Below are 24413 nucleotides of genomic sequence, written 5' to 3'. Positions count from 1 at the left end.
GCCCGCTCACTTGCCCTCGCCCTTGCGGTACGGCAGGCCGTCCGCCTTGGGCATCCGCAGGCGCTGCGCGGACAGCGCCAGCACCAGCAGGGTCGTCAGGTACGGGGCGGCGTCCACGAACTGGCTGGGCACCGCGTCGGTGGTCGCGTACCAGACGAACAGCAGCACGGCGAAGACCGCCGAGACGCCGGCCTGGACGTACTTCTTCTTGTAGAGCTGCCAGGCGACGACCAGGACGAGCAGGATCGCGAGGAGCAGCAGCATCGCGTGGACGTTCTCGGCGCCACCGCGCAGCTTGAGGCTGTCGGTGAAGCCGAACAGGCCGGCGCCCAGCGCCATGCCGCCCGGCATCCAGTTACCGAAGATCATCGCGGCGAGGCCGATGTAGCCGCGGCCGCCGGTCTGGCCCTCCTGGTAGATCGGGCTGGCCACGATCGAGAGGAACGCGCCGCCGAGGCCCGCCAAGGCGCCCGAGACGATCACGGCGATGTACTTGTACTTGTAGACGTTGACGCCGAGCGATTCGGCGGCGACGGGGTTCTCGCCGCAGGAGCGCAGCCGCAGCCCGAAGGTGGTGCGCCACAGCACCCACCAGGTGCCGGGGATCAGCAGCAGGGCCACGACGGTCAGCAGCGACAGGCCGGTGACCAGGCCGCCGATGACGCCGGCGAGGTCGGAGACGAAGAACCAGTGCTTGCCCTGGAGCGTCACCATCCAGTCCGACAGCCCCGGCACGGTGATCTCGTAGATCGGTTCGACGCGCGGGGACTGCTTGGAGGAGCCGCCCGGGGCGTCGGCGAACGTGAAGTTCGACAGGTACTGGGTGAAGCCCAGCGCCAGGATGTTGATGGCCACACCGGAGACGATGTGGTTGACGTTGAAGGTGACCGTGATGATCGCGTGCAGCAGGCCGCCGATGGCGCCGCCGATCAGGCCGGCCATGACGCCGGTCCACGGACCCCACTGGTAGCCGGCCCAGGCACCGAACCAGGTGCCGAGGATCATCATGCCCTCGAGTCCGATGTTGACGACGCCCGCGCGCTCGGCCCACAGGCCGCCGAGCCCGGCGAGGCCGATCGGCACGGCGAGGGAGAGCGCACCGGAGACCTGGCCGACCGAGGTCAGGTCGTCGGCGCCGCTGATCAGGCGGACGAGCGAGACCAGCGCGAGGCCGCCCGCGATCATCAGCATGATCCAGGGCAGGGTGAGCTTCTTGCGGCCGCCCTGCTTCTTGGGGGCGGCGCTCGTCGCGGAAACGGTACTGGTGCTCACGCCGCGACCTCCTTGTCGGTCTTGATGGCGCCGCCGGCGGCGAGTTCCTCGCCGACCTTCTGCTGCTGGCGCCGGATCCCGTAGCGGCGGACGAGCTCGTAGGACACGACGACCGCGATCACGATCAGGCCCTTCATGATCGTGCCGATTTCCTTGGCGTACCCGGCCTGGTCGAGCGAGGCCGAGGCCTTGTCGATGAAGGCCATCAGGAACGCGGCGAAGAAGATGCCGACCGGGCTGTTGCGTCCGAGCAGCGCGATGGTGATGCCGGTGAAGCCGATGCCGACCGGGAAGGACAGGTTGTACGTGTGGGTCTCGCCCAGCAGCTGCGGCATGCCGGAGAGGCCGGCGACGGCGCCCGAGATCAGCATCGAGGTGATGATCATCTTCTTGGCGTCCACACCGGAGGCCTGCGCGGCGGACTCGCTGGCGCCGGTGGCGCGCAGGTCGAAGCCGAAGCGGGTCCGGTTCAGCCCGAACCAGTAGACGATGCCCAGCGCGAAGGCGACGAACGTGAAGCCGTAGATCTCCAGGCCGTCACCGAGCGAGAGCGCCGGGAACCAGCCGGTGGAGGCGATATCGCCGGTGGTCAGGTCGTTCGAGCCCGCGGGCTGGATGCCGAGGTTCTTCGGCAGGATCAGCCAGGCGATCAGGCTGGTCGCGATGGCGTTCAGCATGATCGTGGAGACGACCTCGCTGACCCCGCGCTTGGCCTTCAGGACGCCGGCGATGCCGGCCCAGAAGGCACCGGTCAGCATGGCGACAACCACGATCAGCAGGATGTGCAGCGGACCGGGCAGGGCCACGGCCGTGCCGACCACCGCGGAGATCATCGCGGCGAGGCGGTACTGGCCGTCGACGCCGATGTTGAAGAGGTTCATCCGGAAGCCGATGGCCACGGCCAGGGCCGCCAGGTAGTAGGTGCCCGCCTGGTTCACGATGAGGATCTGGACGTCCTCGTAACCGGCGTTCTCCACCATCAGGCGCAGGGGCTCGATCGGGTTGATGCCCGTCGCGCCCAGCACGAGCATGGTCAGCCCGAAGGCGGTGACCAGCGCGAGCGCGGGTCCGGCGATACCGAGGAGCAGCCGGTCCTTGTCGAATTTCTTCATCGGGCCTCGTCCTCCGGAGAGTCGGTACGGGCGTCCGTACCGGCGTCGGAGCGGTTGTCGGTGGCTTCTGCGGTTTCGGCGGGGCCTTCGATGTGCCCGGAGGCGGCGCCCGTCATGGCGGTGCCGAGTTCCTCGGGGGTCACGGTCGCGGGGTCGGCGTCGGCGACCAGGCGGCCGCGGTAGATGACGCGCAGGGTGTCGGACAGGCCGATCAGCTCGTCGAGGTCGGCGGAGATCAGCAGGACCGCCAGGCCTTCGCGGCGGGCCTCGCGGATCGCGTCCCAGATCTGCGCCTGCGCGCCGACGTCCACACCACGGGTGGGGTGGGCCGCGATGAGGAACTTCGGGTTGTGGCTCATCTCGCGGCCGACGATCAGCTTCTGCTGGTTGCCGCCGGAGAGCGAGGCCGCGGTGACCTCGATGCCGGGCGTGCGGACGTCGTACTCGCGCACGATCCGCTCGGTGTCCTTGCGGGCGGCCTTCGGGTCGAGGATGCCGCGCTTGGAGTTGGGGGCCTCGGTGACGTGGCCGAGGATGCGGTTCTCCCAGAGGGAGGATTCCAGCAGCAGGCCGTGGCGGTGGCGGTCCTCGGGGATGTAGCCGATGCCGCCCTCGCGGCGCGCTCGCACCGGGGCCTTGGTGATGTCCCGGCCGTCCAGCGTGATCACGCCCGCGTCGGCGGCGCTCATGCCCATGAGGGCTTCGATCAGCTCGGTCTGGCCGTTGCCCTCGACCCCGGCGATGCCGAGGATCTCGCCCTTGTGGATGGTGAAGCTGACGTCGTCCAGGAGGAGACGGCCGGCTTCGACCTGCTCGTACAGGGCGGAGTCCTGCGGGGCCTGGCGCGACAGGACCTCCGGCTCGGCGATGACGGAGTCACCCGCGGCGAGGGTCAGGCCCGCCACCTTCAGCATCGGGACGTCCGTCACGGTCGACTCGCGGGTCTCCGGCGAGGGCAGCTCCGCGCCGACCATCAGCTCGGCGAGCTGCTTGGTGGTGGCGGTCCTCGGGTCGGCGGTGCCGACCGTGGTGCCGCGACGGATGACGGTGATGTCGTCGGCGACCTTCAGCACCTCGCCCAGCTTGTGCGAGATGAAGATGACGGTGAGGCCCTCGGCCTTGAGCTCGCGCAGGTTGTCGAAGAGCGCGTCCACTTCCTGCGGCACGAGCACGGCGGTCGGCTCGTCGAGGATGAGGATCCTGGCTCCGCGGTAGAGGACCTTGAGGATCTCCACGCGCTGCCGGTCGGCGACTCCGAGGTCTTCGACCAGGACGTCGGGGCGCACGCCGAGGCCGTACGCGTCCGAGATCTCCTTGATCTTCTTACGGGCCTTGGCGCCGATGCCGTAGAGCTTCTCGCCGCCGAGAACCACGTTCTCCAGGACGGTGAGGTTGTCGGCGAGCATGAAGTGCTGGTGCACCATGCCGATGCCGCGGGCGATGGCGTCGCCGGGGCTGCTGAAGGAGACCTGCTCCCCGTCGACCGCGATGGTGCCCTCGTCCGGCTTCTGCATGCCGTAGAGGATCTTCATCAGGGTCGACTTGCCGGCGCCGTTCTCGCCGATCAAGGCATGGACCGTGCCCTTGCGGACGGTGATCGCGATGTCCTTGTTGGCGACGACGCCGGGGAAGCGCTTGGTGATGCCGTGCAGTTCTACGGCGGGGGGCGGGCTGGACGCGTTGATGACGCACTCTCCTTGGCGCGGAAGGAGCGGAGGCAGGGAGGACAGGGCGGGGGAGAGAAAGTATCGCGTCCACGATGCTTCTACGCGCGTAGCACTGTCGGAAGTGAAAACTTGCGGCCACCCGGCCACAAGATCACATGAAACCACGTGACACGTATCGGGGCCCGGGAGCGGTAGAGACCGCTTCCCGGACCCCGGAGATCACGCTGACCAGATGTCAGGACGGCACCTTACGGAGCGGTCTTGACCTCGATCTTCTTCGCGATGATGTCGGCCTTGGCCTTCTCCACCGCGGCGATGACGTCGGTCATCTTCTTGTACTCGGGGTTGGAGTCGGCCAGGCCGACGCCGTCCTCGTCGAGGCCGTAGCGGACCTCACCGGTCTCGGGCTTGCCGTCCTTGACCGACTTGATCAGGTTGAAGACCGAGTCGGAGACGTCCTTGGTGACCGAGGTCAGGATGCTGTTCTTGTACTTCGCCAGACCGGCCTGGTTGTACTGGTCCGAGTCGACGCCGATGGCCCACTTGCCCTTGGCGGAGGTGGCCTCGATGGCACCGGAGCCGGCGAGACCGGCGGCCGCGTAGACCACGTCGGCGCCCTTGTCGAGCTGGCCCTCGGCGGCGGCCTTGCCCAGGTCGGGCTTGGCGAAACCGTCGAAGTTCGGCGGCTGGGTCAGGTACTGGGTGAGCACCTTGGCGTTCGGGTTGGTGTCCTTGACGCCCTGGGTGAAGCCCGCCTCGAACTTCTTGATCAGCGGAACCTCGACACCGCCGATGAAGCCGACCGTGCCGGTCTTGGACGCCTTGGCGGCGGCGACGCCGGCCAGGTAGGAGCCCTGCTCCTCGTTGAAGACGAGGTTGGCGATGTTGTTCGCGGTCACCGAGGTGTCGTCGATGATGCCGAACGTGGTGTTCGGGAACTTCTCGGCGACCTTCTTGATGGCCGGCGCGTACGCGAAGCCGACGCCGATGACCGGGTTGTTGCCCTTGCGGGCCAGCTCGGTGAGGCGCTGGACCTTGTCGGCCTCGCCCTCGCCATCGGTGGGCTCCGCCTGGGCGCCCTTGATCTGCAGGTCCTTCTCGGCCTTCGCGAGGCCTTCGTAGGCGGCGTCGTTGAACGACTGGTCGCCACGCCCGCCGATGTCGTACGCGATGGCGGCGCTGCTGGCCTCCTTGGTGGAGGAGGACGAGCTGTCCGAGGACTTCTTACCGCCACAGGCGGTGGCCGAGAGGGCCAGCGCCGCGGACGCGACGCCCACGGTGGCGATCCTGGTGATCCGGCGCAAGGGGAGGCTCCTTCAAAACCTGACCGAAGCGCCACGACCGGCGCTGGTTTCGCGGCGATCGTAACGCGCGTAGATGTCAGTTAAAGGCCCGTTCATGAGTCGTTACCGGATCGTCGCGAACCAGACAGTGACCGACCGGTAACTCGCGACACGCCCAGCCCTTGCGTACCAAGGGCTGGACGCGTCCGACCCGGCGGCCCGCGATGTTGTACAAGTTTCGGCCAACGAGCGGCCGGGCGACCGGGGAAGCCCGGCCCGGCGGCGGGGGAAGCTCAGCTCGCCGGCCCGGCGCGGCGCGCTTCGGGCGCCCGTCCGTCCAGCAGCACGGCGGCCGTGAAGAACTCCACGCCGACCCCGATCGCCGTCTCGTCCACGTCGAAGTCGCCCCGGTGCAGGTCCCGCTTGGCCGTGTCCCCGGGCGTGCGGACCCCCAGCCGGGCCATGGCCCCGGGCACGTGCTCCAGGTACCAGGAGAAGTCCTCCCCGCCCAGGCTCTGGTCGGTGTCCTCGACCGACGCGGCGCCGCACCGGGCGCCCATCGCCTCGCGGAGCAGTTCGGTGACCACCGGGTCGTTCACGACCGGGGGCACCCCGCGCACGTAGGTGATCTCCGACTTGGCCCGGTGCAGCGAGGCGATCTCGTCGATGGCGGCGTGGATCTGGTCGGGGGCCTCGTGCCAGGCGTTCAGGTCCAGGCAGCGCACGGTTCCGGACAGCTCCGCGTGCATCGGGATGACGTTGCAGGCGTGGCCGGCCTCGATCCGGCCCCAGGTGACCGACATGCCCGAGCGGGCGTCCATGCGGCGGGCCAGTACGGCCGGCAGGTCGACGGCGACCCGGGCGGCCGCCGTCACCAGGTCGGTGGTCAGGTGCGGGCGGGCGGTGTGCCCGCCCGGCCCGGCGAGGGCGATCTCCAGCCGGTCGCAGGCCGAGGTGATGGGCCCGCTGCGCAGGCCGATCCGGCCCGCGTCGACCCGGGGGTCGCAGTGCACGGCGATGATCTTGCCGACGCCGTCCAGCACCCCGGAGTCGATGGCCTCGGTGGCGCCCCCCGGCAGCACTTCCTCGGCGGGCTGGAAGAGCAGCCGCACGGGCCGGGGCAGCGCGCCCTGGCGGTCGAGCTCGGCGAGGACGAGGCCGGCGCCGAGGACGACGGCGGTGTGCACGTCGTGGCCGCAGGCGTGGGCGCGGTCCGGGACGGTCGAACGGTACGAGACGTGCGTCTTGGCATCCGGGATGGGCAGGGCGTCGATGTCCGCGCGCAGGGCCAGCATGGGCCGGACCCCGTCCCAGGTCCCCACGTCACAGACGAGGCCGGTCCCCGACTTCAGCACCCTGGGGCTCAGGCCGGCTTTCTCCAGCCGGGCCTTGATCGCCGCAGTGGTGCGGAACTCGTGGTGTCCCAGCTCGGGATGCATGTGCAAGTCCCGGCGGAAGGCGATCAGTTCGGCACGCAGGTGGTCCGGAAGCTTGCCGGGCAGCTCGGGCCGGGCGGGCGCGGCGGTCTGGGGGATCTGGGACGCGCGGGACATCAACTGGTTCACCCGTTGAAGGGTAGGCGCACCCGTGCCTCAACTGGCCGGAGATCACCAAAAGTTCATGCCGTTAGGGGAAAGAAACCCGGCCTCTGGACGCATGACGGGATGTGAGCGCGGGTAAACTCGAGCGCTCATCGAGCCGCCGGAGCCGTCTGAGCAGGAAGTCTGTGCACGTCCCGGGCCGTGTCCGTGACTCCGGCGAGAAAACCGCGGGCCCGCGCCGAGGCGCCCTGCGTGAGCCATCCGGGATCGACATCGCATACGGCCACCGTCACACCGGTACCGGCCAGGGCGTACGGCAGCGTGTGGACGACCGTGGACGGAAAGCTGACGACCGTACGCCCGACCGGTCCGCGCCGGGCGACGAGCTCCAGCGGCAGGTCCGGACGGACGATCTCCAGCCCGGTCGCCTCGCTCAGCGCGCGCAGCTTCTCCGGGGACTCCCGGCGGTGCGCGAAGTAGCGGGTGGCCCCGTGCTCGGCGGCCAGCGCGCACACCGCTTCCCGGTAGCGGTCCGGATCGACCACGCCGGTCTCCACCAGCGAGGTCCCGACCAGGTCGGTGCCCTTCGTCAGACGCGGCGGCCCGTAGCGGGCCCGGGTCCAGGCGAAGTCGTTGAGGCGGACGGTCACGGCGGCGTGCGGGGCGGTGACGGGCATCGAGCTGAACACCTCGACGCCGTACCCGCTCCCGGCCGCCGGGGTGAAGCGGCGCCGCGCGGTCGCCGAGACCGGGGCGTACGCCAGCTCCCGCAGCCGGCCCGGCAGTCCCCCGCCGCCGGCCCGGTGCCAGCGTACGAGCCGTTCGCCGCGGGCCGTCTGGGCGACGAACTCCATGGTGGCGGTGCCGTCGTCGACCACCACGAGCTCGGTGGCGCGGACGAGGGTGAGCAGGAGCTGGACGTAGCGGGAGAACGGGTCCCCTATGACCACGCGCCGCGCCGACCGGACGTCGCGGGCGAGCGCGGCGAACGCCCGCAGCGGCGCGAGGCGGCCCCCGCGGGCCTCCTGCCACCGCACCTCGTGGCCCTCGTCCCGGGCCAGGGCCGCCATGCGGCGCAACTGGCCGCGGGACATGGGGTCGGTGGGCGGGAGCACGACGATCCGCACGGGCGGGGACGCCGCCGGCGCGGCCGGCCGGGGGCCGGCTCCCCCGCCCCGGGCGGGCTGGTGCGGGACGGCCCCGAGGAGCCGCCCGCCGCGTTGCGCGTACGCCCACTCCAGGACGTTGAGGAGCTGGACGGGGCTCTCCACGAAAGCCAGGGTGGGAGTGGCGGTGGGAGCTGGGGTGAGGGCGGAGGGTGTCACGGCGTACTCCTCGTCAGGGGGAGGAAGGAATCGGCGCTCGTCGTACGGCCCGCGGAGCCGGACCCGGCCCCGTGCGGAGCCGCGCACGGCCCGCTCAGACGGCGGCCGGCTCCCCGTGGACGCGGCGGAGCTTCTTCATCGGGCCGAGCTCGGACGCGTAGACCCGCTTGACGCCGTCGCCCAGCGCGGTCTCGATGGTGCGGATGTCACGGACCAGCCGGGTCAGGCCGCCGGGCTCGACGGACGCGGCCTGGTCGGAGCCCCACATCGCCCGGTCGAGGGTGATGTGCCGCTCGACGAAGGCCGCGCCGAGCGCGACGGCGGCCAGCGTGGTCTGCAGGCCCGTCTCGTGGCCGGAGTAGCCGATCGGGACGTTCGGGTACTCCTCCTGAAGGGTGTGGATGACCCTCAGGTTGAGCTCCTCCGCCTTGGCCGGGTACGTCGAAGTGGCGTGGCAGAGCAGGATGTTGTCGCTGCCGAGCACCTCCACCGCGTGCCGGATCTGCTTCGGCGTGGACATGCCGGTGGAGAGGACGACGGTGCGGCCGGTGGCGCGCAGCGCGCGCAGCAGCTCGTCGTCGGTGAGGGAGGCCGAGGCGACCTTGTGGGCGGGGAGGTCGAACTTCTCCAGGAAGGCGACGGCCTCGGTGTCCCACGGGGAGGCGAACCAGTCGATGCCGCGCCGCGCGCAGTGCTCGTCGATGGCGCGGTACTCGTCCTCGCCGAACTCCACGCGGTGGCGGTAGTCGATGTAGGTCATCCGGCCCCAGGGGGTGTCGCGTTCGATGTCCCACTGGTCGCGCGGGGTGCAGATCTCGGGGGTGCGCTTCTGGAACTTCACGGCGTCGCAGCCGGCCTCGGCGGCGGCGTCGACGAGGGCCAGGGCGTTGCCGAGGTCGCCGTTGTGGTTGATGCCGATCTCGCCGACGACGTAGACGCGGTGGCCCGGGCCGGCGATGCGCGAGCCGAAGGTGCGGTGGCGGGCGGCGGGGGTGGCCTTCATGGCAGGGCTGTCCTTCGGTACGGGAGGCGTGGCGGGCGGGACGGGCGGGGAGGGCGCGAGTACGGGTACGAGCGCGCGGGCGCGGGCCAGGTCGTGGGGATCGTCGATCTCCAGCACCCGGGCGGGGTCGGTGGCGACGGGCACGGTCCGGCCGAAGAAGCGGTGCCGGGCGGCCCGGAAGCCGGCGGCGTCCATGGCGTAGGCGGCGCCGGTCTCCAGCAGGTCCTGGGGCCGGTCCTGCCGGCGGGGGCGGTACGCGGCCTCGTGGTTGACCCCGGCTCCGGAGCCGTCGGGCTCCGCCCGCCAGAGGAACCCGTGGAAGGGGGCCACGGTGAGCGCGCTGTCGGCGGCGCCGGACGCGACGGCCGCGGCGACCGATTCGACGTCGGAGGCGGTGACGAAGGGGCTGGTGCACTGGACGAGGAGCACCACGTCGACGCTGACCGAGTGCAGTTCCTCGAACGTGTCGAGCGCGTGCAGCAGGGCGGCTTCGCTGGTGGCCGTGTCCCCGGAGATCCCGGCCGGCCGGCGGAGCGCCACGGCTCCGGCGGCGCGGGCGGCGGTGGCGATCGCCTCGGAGTCGGTGGACACCAGGACGTCGGTGACGCTCCCGGCCCCGAGGCAGGCCCGCACGGCCCGCACCACCAGCGGCATCCCGCCGACATCGGCCAGGTTCTTGCCGGGCACCCCCTTGGACCCCCCGCGCGCGGGGATCACGGCCAGCACCCTGGGCCCGCGCCCGCGTCCGGACCGGGCGACGGCCGGCGCCTGAGCGGGGTTCACAGCTCCCCCAGGCGGCGGATCACCGGCGCGACCCGCTGGACGCCGTGGCGGTAGGCGCCGCGGGCGGCTTCGCGCAGGTGCGCGCGGAGCGTGCGGCGCAGCCGGGACTCCCCCGTGCGGGGCCCGGCGGCGCCGGGCAGCGGGCTTCCGTCGGGGCCGAGGTGGTGCCGGGCCAGGATCCCGGGCAGGTATCCGGGAGCGGTGGACCGCGTGTAGTAGGGGGCCGGGGCAGGGAGCCGGCCGGCCTGCCCCAGCAGCTCCGCGAGCCGCGTCCGGGCGGCGGCGTGGGGGTCTTGACGGGCGGCCCGCGGTGGCGCGTCGCCCGCCCGGCCCACGCCGTGGGCGGCCAGCCAGCGGGGGTCCGGTTCCGGCAGGAGGCCCGCGTCGAGCTGGGTCCAGGAGGCCAGGCAGCCCGAGCCCAGGAAGTGGTGGTTGCCCAGGCTCTCGCGGATGCCCAGGTCGGTGAGGACGGCCGTCGGGATGCCGCGGTGGAGGGACTCGAGGGCGGCCGTGGACGAGACGGTGACCAGCAGGTCCGTGGTGTCGAGGACCTCGCCCATGTTCCCGTACGCCAGACGGCAGTTGGCGGGGAGGCCGCCGGGCAGCCGCTCCGCCAGACGCTGGTACGGCAGCTCCTCCAGGTGCGTGGTGTGCTCCCCGGGGCGGCTGCGCAGTTTGATCAGCACCTCGCGCTCCGGGTGCAGGCGGGCGTGTTCCGCGGCCCGCCCCAGCAGGTACGCGCGGTCCGCGCGGCCCTCCGGTACGGACGGCTGGACCGCGAAGACCACCCGGTGGGGCGTGTCGCCGACCGGTGCGTACGGCGCCCCGTCGAGGAAGGGCAGCGCCGTCTCCACCACGGCCGCCGCGTCCGCGCCCACGCCCTCGTACACCGCGCGGAAGCGCTCCGCGTCGTGGCGGGAGTTGGCGAGGACGAGGTCCGCACCGTGCCGCAGCAGCAGCCCGTCGGCGAGCTTCTCGTAGACGACTCCGACGTACCCGGTGACGAGGACCGGCCGGGTTCCCGGTGCGGGCCACAGTGCCCGCGCCCCGTGCAGCACGGCCTGCACCGCACCGCCGACGAGCGCGAGGACGACCACGTCGTACGGCTCCCGCCCCGGGTCCGACAGCTCCGTGAGGAACTCCGCGCAGGTCACCTCGGTCAGCCGGTCGGGCCGGACGCCGACCTCGCCGAGCTGGCGCGCGGTGGGGGTGGCCCGGCCGCGCAGCAGGAATCCGGTCAGGTGCACGGAGCCGGGCTCCGGGGACAGGCGGCGCGCGGTGAGCGCTCCCCATTTCCACCGGGTGTCGGAATCGGCGAGTACGGCCACGCGAAGGACGGACCCATGGGCTGCGGCGGGCGCCGCGCGATTGCTTGCTGGCACGCGGCAGAAGCTATTCCGCCTTTTCGGTGACCGGCCCAACGAGCGCACAACAGCGGGTTAACAACCCGTCGACGATCTGCGAAAGCGTCCGGGTTAACGCGCCCGCCGTGCGTCGTTCACACGAAATCCGCGTCCGGGCCACGGTGAATGACGAGCGGCGCCCTAATGTCTCGCGAGTGCTCAAGCTCTCTGTCGTCGTGCCGTTCTACAACGTGCAGACATACGCGCCGGATGCCCTGAAAAGTCTCGAACTCAACGCCCGGGACGATTTCGAGTTCCTGCTCGTCGACGACTGCTCGACGGACGGGACGCCCGCGCTGCTGGAGCGTGCGGCGCGCGACCTTCCCGGCGCCGTGCTCCTCGGACGCGAACGCAACGGCGGCCTGGCGACGGCACGGAACACCGGCCTCGACGCGGCCCGCGGGGAGTTCATCGCCTTCCTCGACGGGGACGACTGGCTGGCGCCGGGCCATCTGGCCCGCACACTGGCCGCCATACAGGCCCTGAACTGCGATTTCGTCCGCACCGACCATGTCCGGTGCACGGGCAGGACCCGCAGCGTGCAGCGCGTCCCCTACGGCCCGGAGTCGGTCGCGGCCGATCCCCGCACGGGCATCCTGCCCGCCTCGCGCGCCACCTCGGTGGACTACCCGTACGCGTGGGCGGGGATGTACCACCGGCGGCTGCTGGACCGCGGGCTGCTGCACTTCACGGACGGCCTGCGGACGGCGGAGGACCGGCCGTGGATCTGGCGGCTGCACCGGGAGGCCCGGTCGTTCGCCGCGGTCGGCCTGCCCGGCACCTTCTACCGGCGCGGAATTTCCACCTCGCTGACACAGATCGGGGACGAACGGCAGCTCGATTTCATTCGCGCGTTCGACCAGGTCATCAGCGATACCGCCGCCGACCGGGAATTCGATCTTCTTCTTCCGAAAGCCGTCCGCACCTATTGCGCGATCATCGCGCACCACATCGGTTCCATCGAAAGGTTCGAACCCCCCGTGGCCAGGAAACTCCGCTCGATGAGCGCGGCCGCGCTCGGCCGAATGCCCCAGGACGTCCTCGCCCGGGCCCTGAACTCGATGGACGCCGACCGCGCCGCCCTGCTCCGCCGTCTGCGCCGTCGCCACGGCTCCGTGAACAGGGCCGGCGGAGCCGCCGCGGGCGCTCCCGCGGCCCCGGCCCGCCCCGAGGCGTCCGCATGAGCGGCGACGGCGTCACCCAGGTCTTCCTCGCCTCCACCCTCTACGGCACGGCGACCCTCGCGGCCGCCCTCGACGCGGACGTCTTCCCGCCCGCCGCCCGCCGGATCCTGCTGACCAGCAACCACGCCGTCACCGCCGAGATCACCCCCGGCCTGACCGCGATGCCCGGCTTCGCCGCCCTGCGCACCCGCTTCGACGAGGTCCTCGACTGGAACGCGGTCATCGCCCCGCAGCACCCCTGCGTCTGGGCCCCGCGCACCGAGGACGTGCCCCTGTGGGAACGGCAGTTGCGCGCCTCCTGGGGCCTCGGCACGGACCGGGTCGAGCTGATCGTGGAATCACTCCAGGTGCCGCCCGCGCAGAGCCTGTGCCGGCTCTTCCCCGGGGCCGCCGTCGAGGTCTACGCCGACGGGCTGATGAGCTACGGCCCCACCCGCTTCCGCCTCGACCCGGGACTCGGCGGCCGCGTCCGGCGGGTGCTGCACCTGGACCTCGTACCGGGTCTGGAACCACTGCTGCTGACCGAGTTCGGGGTCCGGGCCGAGGTGATCCCGGCGGCGGCCTTCCGCAAGGTCGTCGCCGGGCTCGACGTGCCGGACCACGCGCCCGTGGGCGACGCCCCGGCGCTGCTGCTGGGCCAGTACCTCTCCGCGCTCGACCTGATGCCGGTCCGCGAGGAGGAGGAACTGCACGGGGAGATGGTCCGGGGCGCGCACGCGCTGGGCCACCGCGAGCTGGTCTTCAAACCGCACCCGAGCGCCCCCGCCGCCTACGCGCGACGGGCGGAGGAGGAGGCCGGGCGGCTCGGCGTCCGGCTCACCGTCCTCGGCACCCCGGTGCTCGCCGAGACCCTCTACGACCGGCTGCGCCCCGCCCTGGTGGTCGGCTGCTTCTCGACGGGGCTGCTGACCGCCGCCACCCTGTACGGGCTCCCGGTCGCCCGGACCGGCACGCGGGCGGTACTGGCGCGCCTGACGCCGTACCAGAACAGCAACCGGATCCCGCTGGCCGTGGCCGACGCCCTGCTGCCCGACCTGGCGGACGCGGCGGCCGTACGCTCCTGGACCCCGCCGGGGTCGGCGTCGTCCTCGGGGACCTCGGGAATCGGGGCCACGGGGGTCGCGGAGGCCACGGGGGTCGCGGAGGCCACCGGGGCCACGGGCGCGGCCGCCGCGGCCTCCGAGCTCACCGGCCTGCTCACCGCCGTCGGGTTCACGATGCAGCCCACGATCCTCGCCGCGCGCCGGGCGGAGGCCGAGCGCTGGCTGGCCGGGAACCTCACCCCGCGCACCTGGCGCTACTTCACCCGCCGCCGGCTGACCGCGCTCGGCCTGCCGGGCGGCATCCCGGCCCGGCTGTCCTTCCTGCCCCGCAGCCGCGCGGCGCGCCGCGTGGCGCGCCTGGTGCGCAGGGCGGTCGGCTGAGACGGCCGCGGACTGCCGGGCTGCCGGGCTGCCGGGCCGTACGGGCTAGCTGACGGCGAGCTTGGCCGCGAAGCCCAGGAACAGCACGCCCGCCGCCGAGCTGGCGCCGGCGGACAGCCGCTTGCGGCTGCGGAAGGCGGCCGCCAGACGGGTCCCGCCGAATATCAAGGTGGTCAGGTACAGGAAGCTGCCGAGCTGCAGCAGGCCGCCCAGCAGCAGGAAGGACAGGGCCGGGTACCCGTAGTGCGGGTCCACGAACTGCACGAAGAAGGACATCAGGAAGAGGATGGCCTTCGGGTTGAACACGCTGATGAGCAGCGCCCGGCGGTAGGGCCGTTCCTTCTCGCCGGTCCCGGCCGCCGCGGGCGCGAGCGCCGCGCCCGCCTCCGCGGCCTGGGCCTGGGCCTGGGCCCGGGCCGCGCCCTCCGCCCGCTCCCGCCGTGCGCGCCACATCGTCCACGCGCCGCGCAACATGCCGATGGCGAGCCAGGTCAGGTAGCCGGCGCCGAGCAGTTTGACGATCCCGAAGAGCATCGGGCTGGTCTGCAGCAGGGCTCCGGCGCCGACCGCCGCCAGGGTCATCAGCAGGGCGTCCCCGGTGAACACGCCGCAGGCGGCCTTGTACCCCTCGCGCACCCCGCCGCGCGCGGCGGTGGAGAGCACGTAGAGGGAGTTCGGGCCCGGCAGGAGAATGACCAGCACGAGGCCGGCGAGATACGTCGGAAGATCTGTGACACCCAGCATGTGCAGGAGTGTCGCATAAGGACACACCTGTCGCGCCAGTGGGTTTCACCCTGTGGTCACGCACCGGGAACGGACCGGGCGGCGCGGCGCGGCGAAGCACCGCCCGGATGATCACCGCAGGTCACGGCGGTGCGTCCTGGGTCACCAGGTGGAATCGGCGGGCACGTACGTCCCCCATTCCTCCCGCAGCACCCCGCACACCTCCCCCACCGTGGCCCGCGCCCTCAGCGCCTCCCGCATCGGGTAGAGCACGTTCGCCGTCCCCCGCGCCGCCTCCCGGACGGCCGCCAGCGCCGCGGCCACGGCCGCCCCGTCGCGCCCCGCCCGCAGCGCGGCCAGCGCCGCCCGCTGCCGGCCCTCGATGGCCGGGTCCACGCGCAGCGGCTCGTACGGCTCCTCCTCGGCCAGCGCGAAGCGGTTGACCCCGACCACCACCCGCTCGCCGCTCTCGGTCTCCTGCGCGATCCGGTACGCGTTCCGCTCGATCTCCCCCTTCTGGAAGCCCGCCTCGATCGCGGCGACCGCCCCGCCCAGGTCCTCGACCCGCCGCATCAGGGCGAGCGCCGCCGCCTCCACGTCGTCCGTCATGCGCTCCACCGCGTACGAACCCGCGAAGGGGTCGACGGTGTGCGGCACGTCCGTCTCGTACGCCAGCACCTGCTGCGTCCGCAGGGCGAGGCGGGCCGACTTCTCCGTCGGCAGTGCGATCGCCTCGTCGAAGGAGTTGGTGTGCAGCGACTGGGTGCCGCCCAGTACGGCGGCGAGCCCCTGCACGGCCACCCGTACGAGGTTCAGCTCCGGCTGCTGCGCGGTGAGCTGCACTCCGGCGGTCTGCGTGTGGAAGCGCAGCATCAGGGACTTCGGGTCCCTGGCCCCGAACTCCTCGCGCATGACCCGGGCCCAGATCCGCCGGGCCGCGCGGAACTTCGCGACCTCCTCCAGGAGGGTGGTGCGGGCGACGAAGAAGAACGACAGGCGGGGTGCGAACGCGTCGACCTCCATCCCGGCGTCCAGCGCGGTGCGGACGTACGCGATCGCGTCGGCGAGCGTGAAGGCGATCTCCTGCGCGGGCGAGGCCCCGGCCTCGGCCATGTGGTAGCCCGAGATGGAGATGGTGTTCCACTGGGGGATCTCGGCCCGGCAGTAACGGAAGGTGTCCGCCGTCAACCTGAGCGAGGGTCCGGGCGGGAAGATGTACGTCCCCCGTGCGATGTATTCCTTGAGCACGTCGTTCTGGACCGTCCCGGTCAGCGCGGCGGCCTCGATCCCCCGTTCCTCGGCGACCAGCTGGTAGAGCAGGAGCAGCAGCGCGGCCGGAGCGTTGATCGTCATCGACGTGGACACCCGGTCGAGCGGGATCCCGTCGAACAGCACCCGCATGTCCTCGACCGAGTCGATCGCGACGCCGACCTTGCCGACCTCCCCGTGCGCCGGCGGGGCGTCGGAGTCGTGGCCCATCTGGGTCGGCAGGTCGAAGGCCACGGACAGGCCGGCGGCCCCGCTCGCGATGAGCTGCCGGTAGCGGGCGTTGGACTGCGCCGCGTCCCCGAACCCGGCGTACTGGCGCATGGTCCAGGGCCGTCCGGTGTACATCGTCGGGTAGACGCCCCGGGTGTACGGGTACGCCCCGGGTTCGCCCAGTTCGGTCGCGGGATCCCAGCCCGCCAGGTCGCCCGGCCTGTAGACGGGCTCGATCGGGTTCCCGCTCTCGGTGTGCGCGCGTGGCACGTGCCCGTCCCCATGACCCGTCCTCATGACCCGTCCTCCGTAGCTCCGAGGGGTCCGGGGCTGGTAGAACCGTCCCCGCGACTGCCGCTGGTCACAATGGCGCAACATCGCGGCGTTCCCTGCAACTGTCCACGCCCGTCAGGCATCACCTAGATACACGTCTGAGAAATCGGGGGAATGCAATGCACCGCCAGAAAGTCATAATCCGCACTCTTGGCCTGGCCACCGCCGTCGCGCTCGCCGCGACCGCATGCGGTCCGCAGAAGACGGAGTCCGCGGGCTCCGCCTCGTCTGCTCCCGCATCGCCCACGGCGGTCGCCTCCCCCGAGATGTCGCCGTCCTCGGACGGCAAGCCCGGAGACGCCTCGCCGTCCGCGTCCGCCTCGCCGTCCGCGTCGGCCTCCCCCTCGGCCTCCCCCTCGCCCACCGTGAAGCAGATCATGGCCAACGGGGACGACAGCGACCAGGTGCGCGAGCTGCAGGCCCGGCTGCGCCAGCTCAAGCTGATGTCGGTCGCGCCGACCGGCTTCTACGGCTCGAAGACGACCGCCGCGGTCAAGTCCTTCCAGTCGAAGAACAAGCTGACGGCCACGGGCGGGGTGGACGAGCCCACCTGGAAGAAGATCCAGAGCTCCTCCAAGAAGCCGACCGCCGACGAGCTGCGCCCGCCGGCCGAGAACGAGGCCGACGCGCCCGACCCGCGCTGCATGACGGGCCGCGTCATGTGCATCAGCAAGGAGAGCCGCACGCTCACCTGGATGATCGACGGCAAGGTCGTCTCCACCATGGACGTCCGCTTCGGCTCGGAGAACACGCCGACCCGCGAGGGCGAGTTCAAGGTGGACCGGAAGGAGAAGGACTGGGTGTCGACGATCTACCACACGCCCATGCCGTACGCGATGTTCTTCAGCGGCGGCCAGGCCGTGCACTTCTCCTCGGACTTCGCCGCCCGCGGCTACGCGGGTGCCTCGCACGGCTGCGTGAACGTCCGGGACAAGGGCAAGCTGTCGGCGCTCTTCGGCGCGGTCCAGACCGGCGACAAGGTCGTCGTCTACTGGTGAGTCCGGCCGTGGGCCTGAAGTTGAGGGCGCGGGCGGGATCGGGGGAACGAATCCCGCCCGCGCCATTGGCGCAGAGCCCAGGGGTACGGGGGGAACCCCGGCTCATGCGCGGCCGATGACCAGTCGGCTCGTTATGTACTGCGCCACCGGGTCCAAAAGTGTTACAGCCGGTGCGGGGAGCTATTTCCGGACACTGTCCGATACTCGGTCCCCCGGTCGGGAAGCCTCGGGGCTCCCGGCGGCCGCGTGCCCTCAGCCGCGCGAGCGCAGCCCGAGCGAACCGTCCGCACCCTGCTCCACGTCGGCCGGCGTGGCCGGGTTCAGCGGCGGGGAGTCCATCGGGGCGCCCCCGCCGGTCGCGGACGAGGTTCCGCCGCGGGTGTCCCCGCCGGCCCCGTCGAGGACGGTCTTGCAGTAGCGGGGGATCCGCAGCAGCCCCTTGGCCAGGCGCACGAGCTTCTCGCGCCGCTCGTTGTCGAGCTTCCCGGCCCGGAAGTCCCGGCACAGCTCCACCGCGCGGGTCCGGCCCTCGGCGTCCTTGAACGTGCCGATGTCGCCGCCGTCGGTGCCACCTTCGAGGAAGGGGTCCTTGCCCCCGCGGTCCGGGGCGGGGCCGCTGGCCGAGGGGCCCGTGCTCGCTCCGCCGCCCGTGCCGCCCGCGCCGTACCCGCCGGTCGCGGCGTTCCCGCCGGATCCGTCCGGCGTACGGCCCTGCGCGTCCCCGGTGTCCCAGGGCCCGGGCGTGGTGCCCCGGCTCTCGTCGCCGCCCGGCGTGGTGAACCCCGGCTGCGGGACCGGCACCGGGTCGCCGCCGCCCGAGGCGTCCGAGGAGGAACCCGTGGTCACCGCGATGGCCGGGGCGTGCACCGCGCCGTCGCGGGTGTCCCGGTCGAGCAGCCCGGCGCCGGCGGCGGCCGCCAGGCCGCCCACGGCGACGCTCGCCACGGCCGCCGCGAGGACGAAGCGGACCGGCCGCCCGCGCCGCGGGACGACGCCGGGGCCCTGACCGCCGCCCCGGCGCTGGTGCCGCTCCGGACGCGGACCGGCCCCGCCGAGCGGACCGGTCGCACCGAACGGGCCGGCCGCACCGAAGGGGCTGAGTTCCACCACCGTCTCGCCGGAGCCGAATTCCTCGGCGGCCGCGGCCCCTTCCCGGGGCGCCGCGCCGCGCGCGGCGCGGAAGGCGGCCAGCGCGGCGGCCTCTCCGGGCAGTTCTCCGGCACCTGCCGGCGGGCGCTCGGCGAGTGCGCCGAGGGCCGCGCGCAGCCGCTCGGCACGCGCGCGGGCAGGGTGCTCGGCGGCAGGTACGGCCGGTTCTCCGCGCAGCAGTCTGTCCGCCGCGGCCTTGTCCAGCCACCTGTCGCGCTCGTCGGCCATCACATGTCCTTCTGCGTCCGCCAACGTGAATGCGTCACACCGGTTTGCTCTACGAGTCCCCCACCCCGGCCGCGCTGCGCCGGTACGGCGTCGAGATCCCTCCCGCCCCCGCCGCCCCGTTCCTGGTCACGGGCAACTCGGCCACCGTCGTCGCCATTATCGCCGAGGCCGCGGTCCGGTCCGGAGCCGATGCCGGAGTCCGGCTCGAAGCCGCCTTCCTGGCAGAGCAGCTCGGCCAGTTTCTTCAGTCCCCGGTGCGCGGCGGTGCGTACGGCGCCGGGGCGCTTGCCCAGCGTCTCGGCCGCGGTCTTGGCGTCGAGGCCGACCACGACGCGCAGGACGACGGCTTCGGCCTGGTCCTGCGGGAGCTGGGCTATGAGCGCCATCGTGCGCCCGGTGGAGAGGGACTCCATGGCCTCGCCCGCCGTGTCGGAATCGGCGGCGTGGCCCGTCAGCTCGGTCTCGTCGCCGCCCACGGCGGGCCGGCGGCCGCGCATCCGCATGTGGTCGAGGGCGCGGTTGCGGGCGATGCGCGCGGCCCAGCCGCGGAAGCGGTCGGCGTCGCCGGTAAAGGAGTCGAGGTCGCGGGCGATCTGCAGCCATGCCTCGGAGGTGACGTCCTCGGCGTCGCCGTCTCCGACGAGCGTGCGGACGTATCCGAGCAGGCGCGGGTGCACGGCGCGGTACACAGTACGGAACGCGTCTTCGTCGCCGTCTTGTGCCGCGAGCACCGCGGTGGTCAGCTCCGCGTCGTCCCCCAGCAAAGTCCCCAACCCGTTCACTGTCCTGTACGTCTGGCGCAAATCAGCACGTTACGGCGTTCAAGCACCTTCGTCCACGAGTTGTACAACGAGCAACCAACCCTGCGCGGAGCGAGGTGTGACACAAAACGCACCGCAGACGCTGACAGGGGTACGGGCTTGTCGCACGAGCCCGTGACGGATGGCGGCCGGGGCCTCTCCTGTGGGGGGTGGCGGCCTCGGCCGCCCTCCCCTTCTCCGGCCTGTCGGCCGGCCCCTCTCCCTCGCCATCATGCCCCCTCCCGGGCCGGCCCCGCACACGCCCTCCGACCGGGCGCCCGGCGGCCCACATCCGGTCTTGTCATCCTTTCGGCTCACTTCCGGGTGAAAACCCGGGATGCGTACGACACACCCGACCCGGCGTCGATAGCGTGGCGGTACACCCGCGCCACGCCACGAGGAGCCCCCCGCTGTCCAGCCACCTTCCGGCACAGGCCCGTGGAGGCTCCGACCCTTCTCACGGCTCCGGGCTCGCGCGGTTCAACGCCCTGTCCCCCGAAGCCGCCCATGCCGCCCTGCTGCACTGCTGCGGCAGCGCCCGCTGGGCCCAGCGGGTGGCGGCGCACCGGCCCTACCCCGACTCCGACGCGCTGCTGGCCGCCGCGGACGAGGCCTCGTACGACCTCGCCCAGGCGGACCTCTCGGAGGCGCTGGCCTGGGAGTTCCCGCCGGAACTGGAGCCCGGGGCCCCGTACGCCGCGCTGCTGGCGCTCCGCGCGGCCCACTGCGCGTACGAGCGGACCTTCGGCCACGCCTTCGTGATCTTCCTGGACGCGCGCACCCCGGGAGAGCAGGCGGACCAGCTGCTGGCCGCCATCCGGCGGCGGATGGACCTGGAGGTGGACGAGGAGCGCGCGATCTCCGCGGACGAGCTCCGCCGCGTCGCGCAGGCCCGGCTCGCCGACCTGACGCACTGGCTGACGTCGGCGGACGGGGTGTCTGCGGCCGAATTCGGGCTATTCGCCCCTGTGGGATAGTCCGTCCGTGCCTGTTTGATCACACCGATGGCCCCCGCGCAAGGGAACCGACAAAGCGTCGCTACGATGTCCGGGGCCGGAGGACCGTACCCGGCCGGGCCCGACCGACAAAGAAGCCGGCTGGCCCCCGCCCCGCTTCCGGAGGGTTTTCCGTGCCGGCTGGAACGTTGTACCGCGGCCGGGAAGGAATGTGGTCCTGGGTGGCTCATCGAGTCACCGGCGTCCTCATCTTCTTCTTCCTGTTCGTACACGTCCTCGACACCGCTCTCGTCCGCGTCTCCCCCGAGGCGTACGACGATGTCGTGGCTACCTACAAGACTCCGATCGTCGCGCTGCTGGAGTACGGCCTCGTCGCCGCAATCCTGTTCCACGCGCTCAACGGTCTCCGTGTCATCGCCGTGGACTTCTGGTCCAAGGGTCCGCGCTACCAGAAGCAGATGCTCTGGTCGGTCGTGGGCATCTGGGTCGTGCTGATGGTCGGGGCCCTGTACCCCGTACTCGGCCACGCAGCTGCTGAACTGTTCGGGAAGTGACGCGCATGTCTTCTGACACTTCTTTCGAAAAGGGCATCGGCGACGTGGAGGGCGTGTCCCTCTACGACGTCGACAACCCGGCGCCGTACATCGAGGCTCCGCGCAAGCGGACCTCCAAGACCCCGCGCTCGACCCGTGGCAACTTCGAGATGGCCGCGTGGCTCTTCATGCGCCTCTCGGGCGTCGTGCTCGTCGTCCTGGTCATCGGCCACCTGCTGATCCAGCTCGTCCTCGACGGCGGCGTCTCCAAGATCGGCTTCGCCTTCGTGGCCGGCCGCTGGGCGTCCCCGTTCTGGCAGGGCTGGGACCTGTTGATGCTGTGGCTCGCGATGCTCCACGGCGCGAACGGTCTGCGTACCGTCATCAACGACTACGCGGAGCGCGCCAACACGCGGCTGTGGCTCAAGGGCCTGCTCTACACCGCCACCGTGTTCACCATTCTTCTGGGCACGCTGGTGATCTTCACCTTCGACCCGAACATCCGCTAGGCAACGGGGCTGAGGCGAAACCAATGAAGATCCACAAGTACGACACCGTCATCGTCGGGGCAGGTGGTGCGGGCATGCGCGCCGCCATCGAGTCGACGAAGCGCAGCCGCACGGCCGTGCTGACGAAGCTCTATCCCACCCGCTCCCACACGGGCGCCGCGCAGGGCGGCATGGCCGCCGCGCTCGCCAACGTGGAGGACGACAACTGGGAGTGGCACACCTTCGACACGGTCAAGGGCGGTGACTACCTGGTCGACCAGGACGCCGCCGAGATCCTGGCGAAGGAGGCCATCGACGCGGTCCTCGACCTCGAGAAGATGGGCCTGCCGTTCAACCGCACCCCGGACGGCACCATCGACCAGCGCCGCTTCGGCGGCCACTCGCGCAACCACGGCGAGGCGCCGGTCCGCCGGTCCTGCTACGCCGCGGACCGCACCGGTCACATGATCCTCCAGACCCTCTACCAGAACTGTGTCAAGGAGGGCGTGGAGTTCTTCAACGAGTTCTACGTCCTGGACCAGCTCCTGGTCGAGGAGGACGGCGTCAAGAAGTCGGCCGGCGTGGTCGCGTACGAGCTCGCCACCGGCGAGATCCACGTGTTCCAGGCCAAGTCCGTCATCTACGCCTCGGGCGGCACCGGCAAGTTCTTCAAGGTGACCTCCAACGCGCACACCCTCACGGGTGACGGCCAGGCGGCCTGCTACCGCCGCGGCCTGCCGCTGGAGGACATGGAGTTCTTCCAGTTCCACCCGACGGGCATCTGGCGCATGGGCATCCTGCTGACGGAGGGCGCCCGCGGTGAGGGCGGCATCCTCCGCAACAAGGACGGCGAGCGCTTCATGGAGAAGTACGCGCCGGTCATGAAGGACCTCGCGTCCCGTGACGTCGTCTCGCGCTCCATCTACACCGAGATCCGTGAGGGCCGCGGCTGCGGTCCGGCCGGTGACCACGTGTACCTGGACCTGACGCACCTGCCGCCGGAGCAGCTCGACGCGAAGCTCCCGGACATCACCGAGTTCGCGCGCACCTACCTGGGCATCGAGCCGTACACGGACCCGATCCCGATCCAGCCCACCGCGCACTACGCCATGGGCGGCATCCCGACGAACGTCGAGGGTGAGGTCCTCATGGACAACACCACCGTCGTCCCGGGCCTGTACGCGGCCGGCGAGGTCGCGTGCGTGTCGGTGCACGGCGCGAACCGCCTGGGCACCAACTCGCTGCTGGACATCAACGTCTTCGGCAAGCGCTCGGGCATCGCGGCCGCCGCGTACGCCCACGCCAACGACTTCGTCGAGCTGCCCGAGAACCCGGCGCAGCAGGTCATCGACCAGGTCGAGCGGCTGCGCAACTCCACGGGCAACGAGCGGGTCGCCGACCTGCGCCTCGAGCTCCAGGAGACGATGGACGCCTGCGTGATGGTGTTCCGCACCGAGCAGACGATCAAGACCGCGGTGGAGAAGATCGCGGAACTGCGCGAGCGCTACCTCAACGTGTCCGTCCAGGACAAGGGCAAGCGCTTCAACACGGACCTGCTGGAAGCCATCGAGCTGGGCAACCTGCTCGACCTGGCCGAGGTCATGGCCGTGTCCGCGCTCGCGCGCAAGGAGTCCCGCGGCGGTCACTACCGCGAGGACTACCCCAACCGCGACGACGTCAACTTCATGCGCCACACCATGGCGTACCGCGAGGTCGACGACAACGGTCAGGACTCGGTCCGGCTCGACTACAAGCCCGTCGTCGTCACCCGCTACCAGCCGATGGAGCGTAAGTACTGATGGCCACCCCGACCCTGTCCAAGACGGACGAGATGGAGGCCGCGGCCGCGGCCTCGCCCTTCATCACGGTCACGTTCCGGATCCGCCGCTTCAACCCCGAGATCTCGGACGAGTCGCAGTGGCAGGACTTCCAGATCGAGATCGACCCGAAGGAGCGCGTGCTCGACGGTCTCCACAAGATCAAGTGGGACCTCGACGGCACGCTGACCTTCCGCCGGTCGTGCGCGCACGGCATCTGCGGCTCCGACGCGATGCGGATCAACGGCAAGAACAGGCTCGCCTGCAAGACGCTGATCAAGGACATCAACCCGGAGAAGCCGATCACGGTCGAGGCCATCAAGGGCCTGACGGTGATGAAGGACCTCGTCGTCGACATGGAGCCCTTCTTCCAGGCGTACCGGGACGTCATGCCGTTCCTGGTCACCAAGGGCAACGAGCCGACGCGCGAGCGCCTGCAGTCCGCCGAGGACCGCGAGCGCTTCGACGACACCACCAAGTGCATCCTGTGCGCCGCGTGCACGTCCTCGTGCCCGGTGTTCTGGAACGACGGCCAGTACTTCGGCCCGGCGGCGATCGTCAACGCGCACCGCTTCATCTTCGACTCGCGTGACGAGGCCGGCGAGCAGCGGCTGGAGATCCTGAACGACAAGGACGGCGTGTGGCGTTGCCGCACGACGTTCAACTGCACCGACGCGTGCCCGCGTGGCATCGAGGTCACGAAGGCGATCCAGGAAGTCAAGCGCGCCCTCATCACGCGCCGCTTCTGAGACTCGCCCCGCCGTACCGAGGGCCCCGCGCCCGGTGTTCACGCACCGGGCGCGGGGGGGGGGGGGGGGCGCGGGGGCGGCCCCCCCCCCCGCCCCCGCGCGCGGCGCTCGCCGGTGCGGCGGGTGGGGGCCGCGCCGCCACCCCCGGGATGAGAGAAACAGA

The 24413-nt window shown here is 71.6% G+C and carries 20 protein-coding genes and 1 pseudogene; 8 read left to right on the top strand and 13 right to left on the bottom strand.

Annotated features, from left to right (window positions below):
* Positions 1 to 6: 6 nt before the first annotated feature.
* The 9 genes and pseudogenes from ACWF9Z_RS13365 to ACWF9Z_RS13325 all read right to left on the bottom strand — a co-directional run bounded on the left by ACWF9Z_RS13365 (position 7) and on the right by ACWF9Z_RS13325 (position 11368).
* Positions 7 to 1272 carry an ABC transporter permease gene (locus ACWF9Z_RS13365; RefSeq protein WP_453601266.1) on the bottom strand — a complete coding sequence of 422 codons (1266 nt, stop codon included), beginning with the start codon at positions 1270 to 1272 and terminating at the stop codon, positions 7 to 9.
* A complete protein-coding gene (locus ACWF9Z_RS13360) occupies positions 1269 to 2384 on the bottom strand; it encodes an ABC transporter permease (RefSeq protein ID WP_453601264.1) in 1116 nt (371 codons plus the stop codon). Before ACWF9Z_RS13360 ends, ACWF9Z_RS13365 begins: the two co-directional genes overlap by 4 nt.
* The gene (locus ACWF9Z_RS13355) at positions 2381 to 4069 is read right to left on the bottom strand and encodes an ABC transporter ATP-binding protein (protein ID WP_453601429.1); all 1689 of its coding nucleotides are present in this window, start codon (positions 4067 to 4069) and stop codon (positions 2381 to 2383) included. The genes ACWF9Z_RS13360 and ACWF9Z_RS13355 overlap by 4 nt, the downstream gene beginning before the upstream one ends.
* Positions 4070 to 4299: 230 nt before the next feature.
* A complete protein-coding gene (locus ACWF9Z_RS13350) occupies positions 4300 to 5355 on the bottom strand; it encodes a BMP family lipoprotein (protein ID WP_453601261.1) in 1056 nt (351 codons plus the stop codon).
* A gap of 272 nt (positions 5356 to 5627) precedes the next feature.
* Positions 5628 to 6887 (bottom strand): amidohydrolase, encoded by a 1260-nt coding sequence (locus tag ACWF9Z_RS13345; RefSeq protein WP_453601426.1) that lies wholly within the window; start codon positions 6885 to 6887, stop codon positions 5628 to 5630.
* Positions 6888 to 7024: 137 nt separating this feature from the next.
* Positions 7025 to 8200: a hypothetical protein gene (locus ACWF9Z_RS13340; RefSeq protein WP_453601259.1), complete on the bottom strand. Its 1176-nt coding sequence runs from the start codon at positions 8198 to 8200 to the stop codon at positions 7025 to 7027.
* Positions 8201 to 8294: 94 nt separating this feature from the next.
* Positions 8295 to 9203: an N-acetylneuraminate synthase family protein gene (locus ACWF9Z_RS13335; RefSeq protein WP_453601423.1), complete on the bottom strand. Its 909-nt coding sequence runs from the start codon at positions 9201 to 9203 to the stop codon at positions 8295 to 8297.
* Between the two features lie 360 nt (positions 9204 to 9563).
* Positions 9564 to 9920: pseudogene (locus ACWF9Z_RS13330) on the bottom strand (cytidylyltransferase domain-containing protein); the annotation flags it as partial.
* A gap of 62 nt (positions 9921 to 9982) precedes the next feature.
* Complete coding sequence (locus tag ACWF9Z_RS13325; protein ID WP_453601257.1) at positions 9983 to 11368, bottom strand: DUF6716 putative glycosyltransferase; 1386 nt, start codon at positions 11366 to 11368, stop codon at positions 9983 to 9985.
* 176 nt (positions 11369 to 11544) lie between these two features.
* Between ACWF9Z_RS13325 and ACWF9Z_RS13320 the strand changes: the two genes are divergently transcribed.
* Both ACWF9Z_RS13320 and ACWF9Z_RS13315 read left to right on the top strand, forming a co-directional pair.
* Complete coding sequence (locus ACWF9Z_RS13320; protein ID WP_453601254.1) at positions 11545 to 12573, top strand: glycosyltransferase family 2 protein; 1029 nt, start codon at positions 11545 to 11547, stop codon at positions 12571 to 12573.
* The gene (locus tag ACWF9Z_RS13315) at positions 12570 to 13997 is read left to right on the top strand and encodes a polysialyltransferase family glycosyltransferase (protein ID WP_453601252.1); all 1428 of its coding nucleotides are present in this window, start codon (positions 12570 to 12572) and stop codon (positions 13995 to 13997) included. The genes ACWF9Z_RS13320 and ACWF9Z_RS13315 overlap by 4 nt, the downstream gene beginning before the upstream one ends.
* Before the next feature lie 45 nt (positions 13998 to 14042).
* Here ACWF9Z_RS13315 and leuE read toward each other — a convergent pair whose 3' ends face one another.
* Together leuE and ACWF9Z_RS13305 are read right to left on the bottom strand one after the other, a co-directional pair.
* Positions 14043 to 14741, bottom strand: coding sequence for a leucine efflux protein LeuE (gene leuE, locus ACWF9Z_RS13310; RefSeq protein ID WP_453601249.1), 699 nt, complete (start codon positions 14739 to 14741; stop codon positions 14043 to 14045).
* A gap of 141 nt (positions 14742 to 14882) precedes the next feature.
* Positions 14883 to 16496: an acyl-CoA mutase large subunit family protein gene (locus ACWF9Z_RS13305; RefSeq protein WP_453601246.1), complete on the bottom strand. Its 1614-nt coding sequence runs from the start codon at positions 16494 to 16496 to the stop codon at positions 14883 to 14885.
* A 155-nt stretch (positions 16497 to 16651) separates the two neighbouring features.
* Here ACWF9Z_RS13305 and ACWF9Z_RS13300 point away from each other — a divergent pair, with 155 nt between their 5' ends.
* Positions 16652 to 17530 carry a L,D-transpeptidase family protein gene (locus ACWF9Z_RS13300; protein WP_453601244.1) on the top strand — a complete coding sequence of 293 codons (879 nt, stop codon included), beginning with the start codon at positions 16652 to 16654 and terminating at the stop codon, positions 17528 to 17530.
* 252 nt (positions 17531 to 17782) lie between these two features.
* Here the strand turns inward: ACWF9Z_RS13300 and ACWF9Z_RS13295 are convergent, their stop codons facing one another.
* Together ACWF9Z_RS13295 and ACWF9Z_RS13290 are read right to left on the bottom strand one after the other, a co-directional pair.
* Positions 17783 to 18907, bottom strand: a complete 1125-nt coding sequence (locus ACWF9Z_RS13295) for a hypothetical protein (RefSeq protein WP_453601241.1) — start codon at positions 18905 to 18907, stop codon at positions 17783 to 17785.
* Positions 18907 to 19671 (bottom strand): RNA polymerase sigma factor, encoded by a 765-nt coding sequence (locus ACWF9Z_RS13290; RefSeq protein WP_453601420.1) that lies wholly within the window; start codon positions 19669 to 19671, stop codon positions 18907 to 18909. Before ACWF9Z_RS13290 ends, ACWF9Z_RS13295 begins: the two co-directional genes overlap by 1 nt.
* Before the next feature lie 407 nt (positions 19672 to 20078).
* Here ACWF9Z_RS13290 and ACWF9Z_RS13285 point away from each other — a divergent pair, with 407 nt between their 5' ends.
* The 5 genes from ACWF9Z_RS13285 (at position 20079) to ACWF9Z_RS13265 (ending at position 24250) form a co-directional block, all read left to right on the top strand.
* Entirely contained in the window at positions 20079 to 20684 is a 606-nt protein-coding gene (locus ACWF9Z_RS13285; RefSeq protein WP_453601238.1) for a 2-oxo-4-hydroxy-4-carboxy-5-ureidoimidazoline decarboxylase, read from the top strand.
* 152 nt (positions 20685 to 20836) lie between these two features.
* On the top strand, positions 20837 to 21217 hold the full coding sequence (sdhC, locus tag ACWF9Z_RS13280) for a succinate dehydrogenase, cytochrome b556 subunit (protein ID WP_283844494.1): 381 nt from the start codon (positions 20837 to 20839) through the stop codon (positions 21215 to 21217).
* 5 nt (positions 21218 to 21222) lie between these two features.
* Positions 21223 to 21705, top strand: coding sequence for a succinate dehydrogenase hydrophobic membrane anchor subunit (locus ACWF9Z_RS13275; RefSeq protein WP_356651941.1), 483 nt, complete (start codon positions 21223 to 21225; stop codon positions 21703 to 21705).
* 23 nt (positions 21706 to 21728) lie between these two features.
* On the top strand, positions 21729 to 23483 hold the full coding sequence (gene sdhA / locus ACWF9Z_RS13270) for a succinate dehydrogenase flavoprotein subunit (RefSeq protein WP_453601233.1): 1755 nt from the start codon (positions 21729 to 21731) through the stop codon (positions 23481 to 23483).
* A complete protein-coding gene (locus tag ACWF9Z_RS13265) occupies positions 23483 to 24250 on the top strand; it encodes a succinate dehydrogenase iron-sulfur subunit (protein WP_214946746.1) in 768 nt (255 codons plus the stop codon). The genes sdhA and ACWF9Z_RS13265 overlap by 1 nt, the downstream gene beginning before the upstream one ends.
* Positions 24251 to 24413 lie beyond the last annotated feature (163 nt).

The sequence above is a fragment of the Streptomyces sp. NPDC054961 genome, from assembly GCF_053609145.1.
Note: the sequence above shows the minus strand (reverse complement) of the source record. Positions and strands in the feature narration are given on the sequence as shown.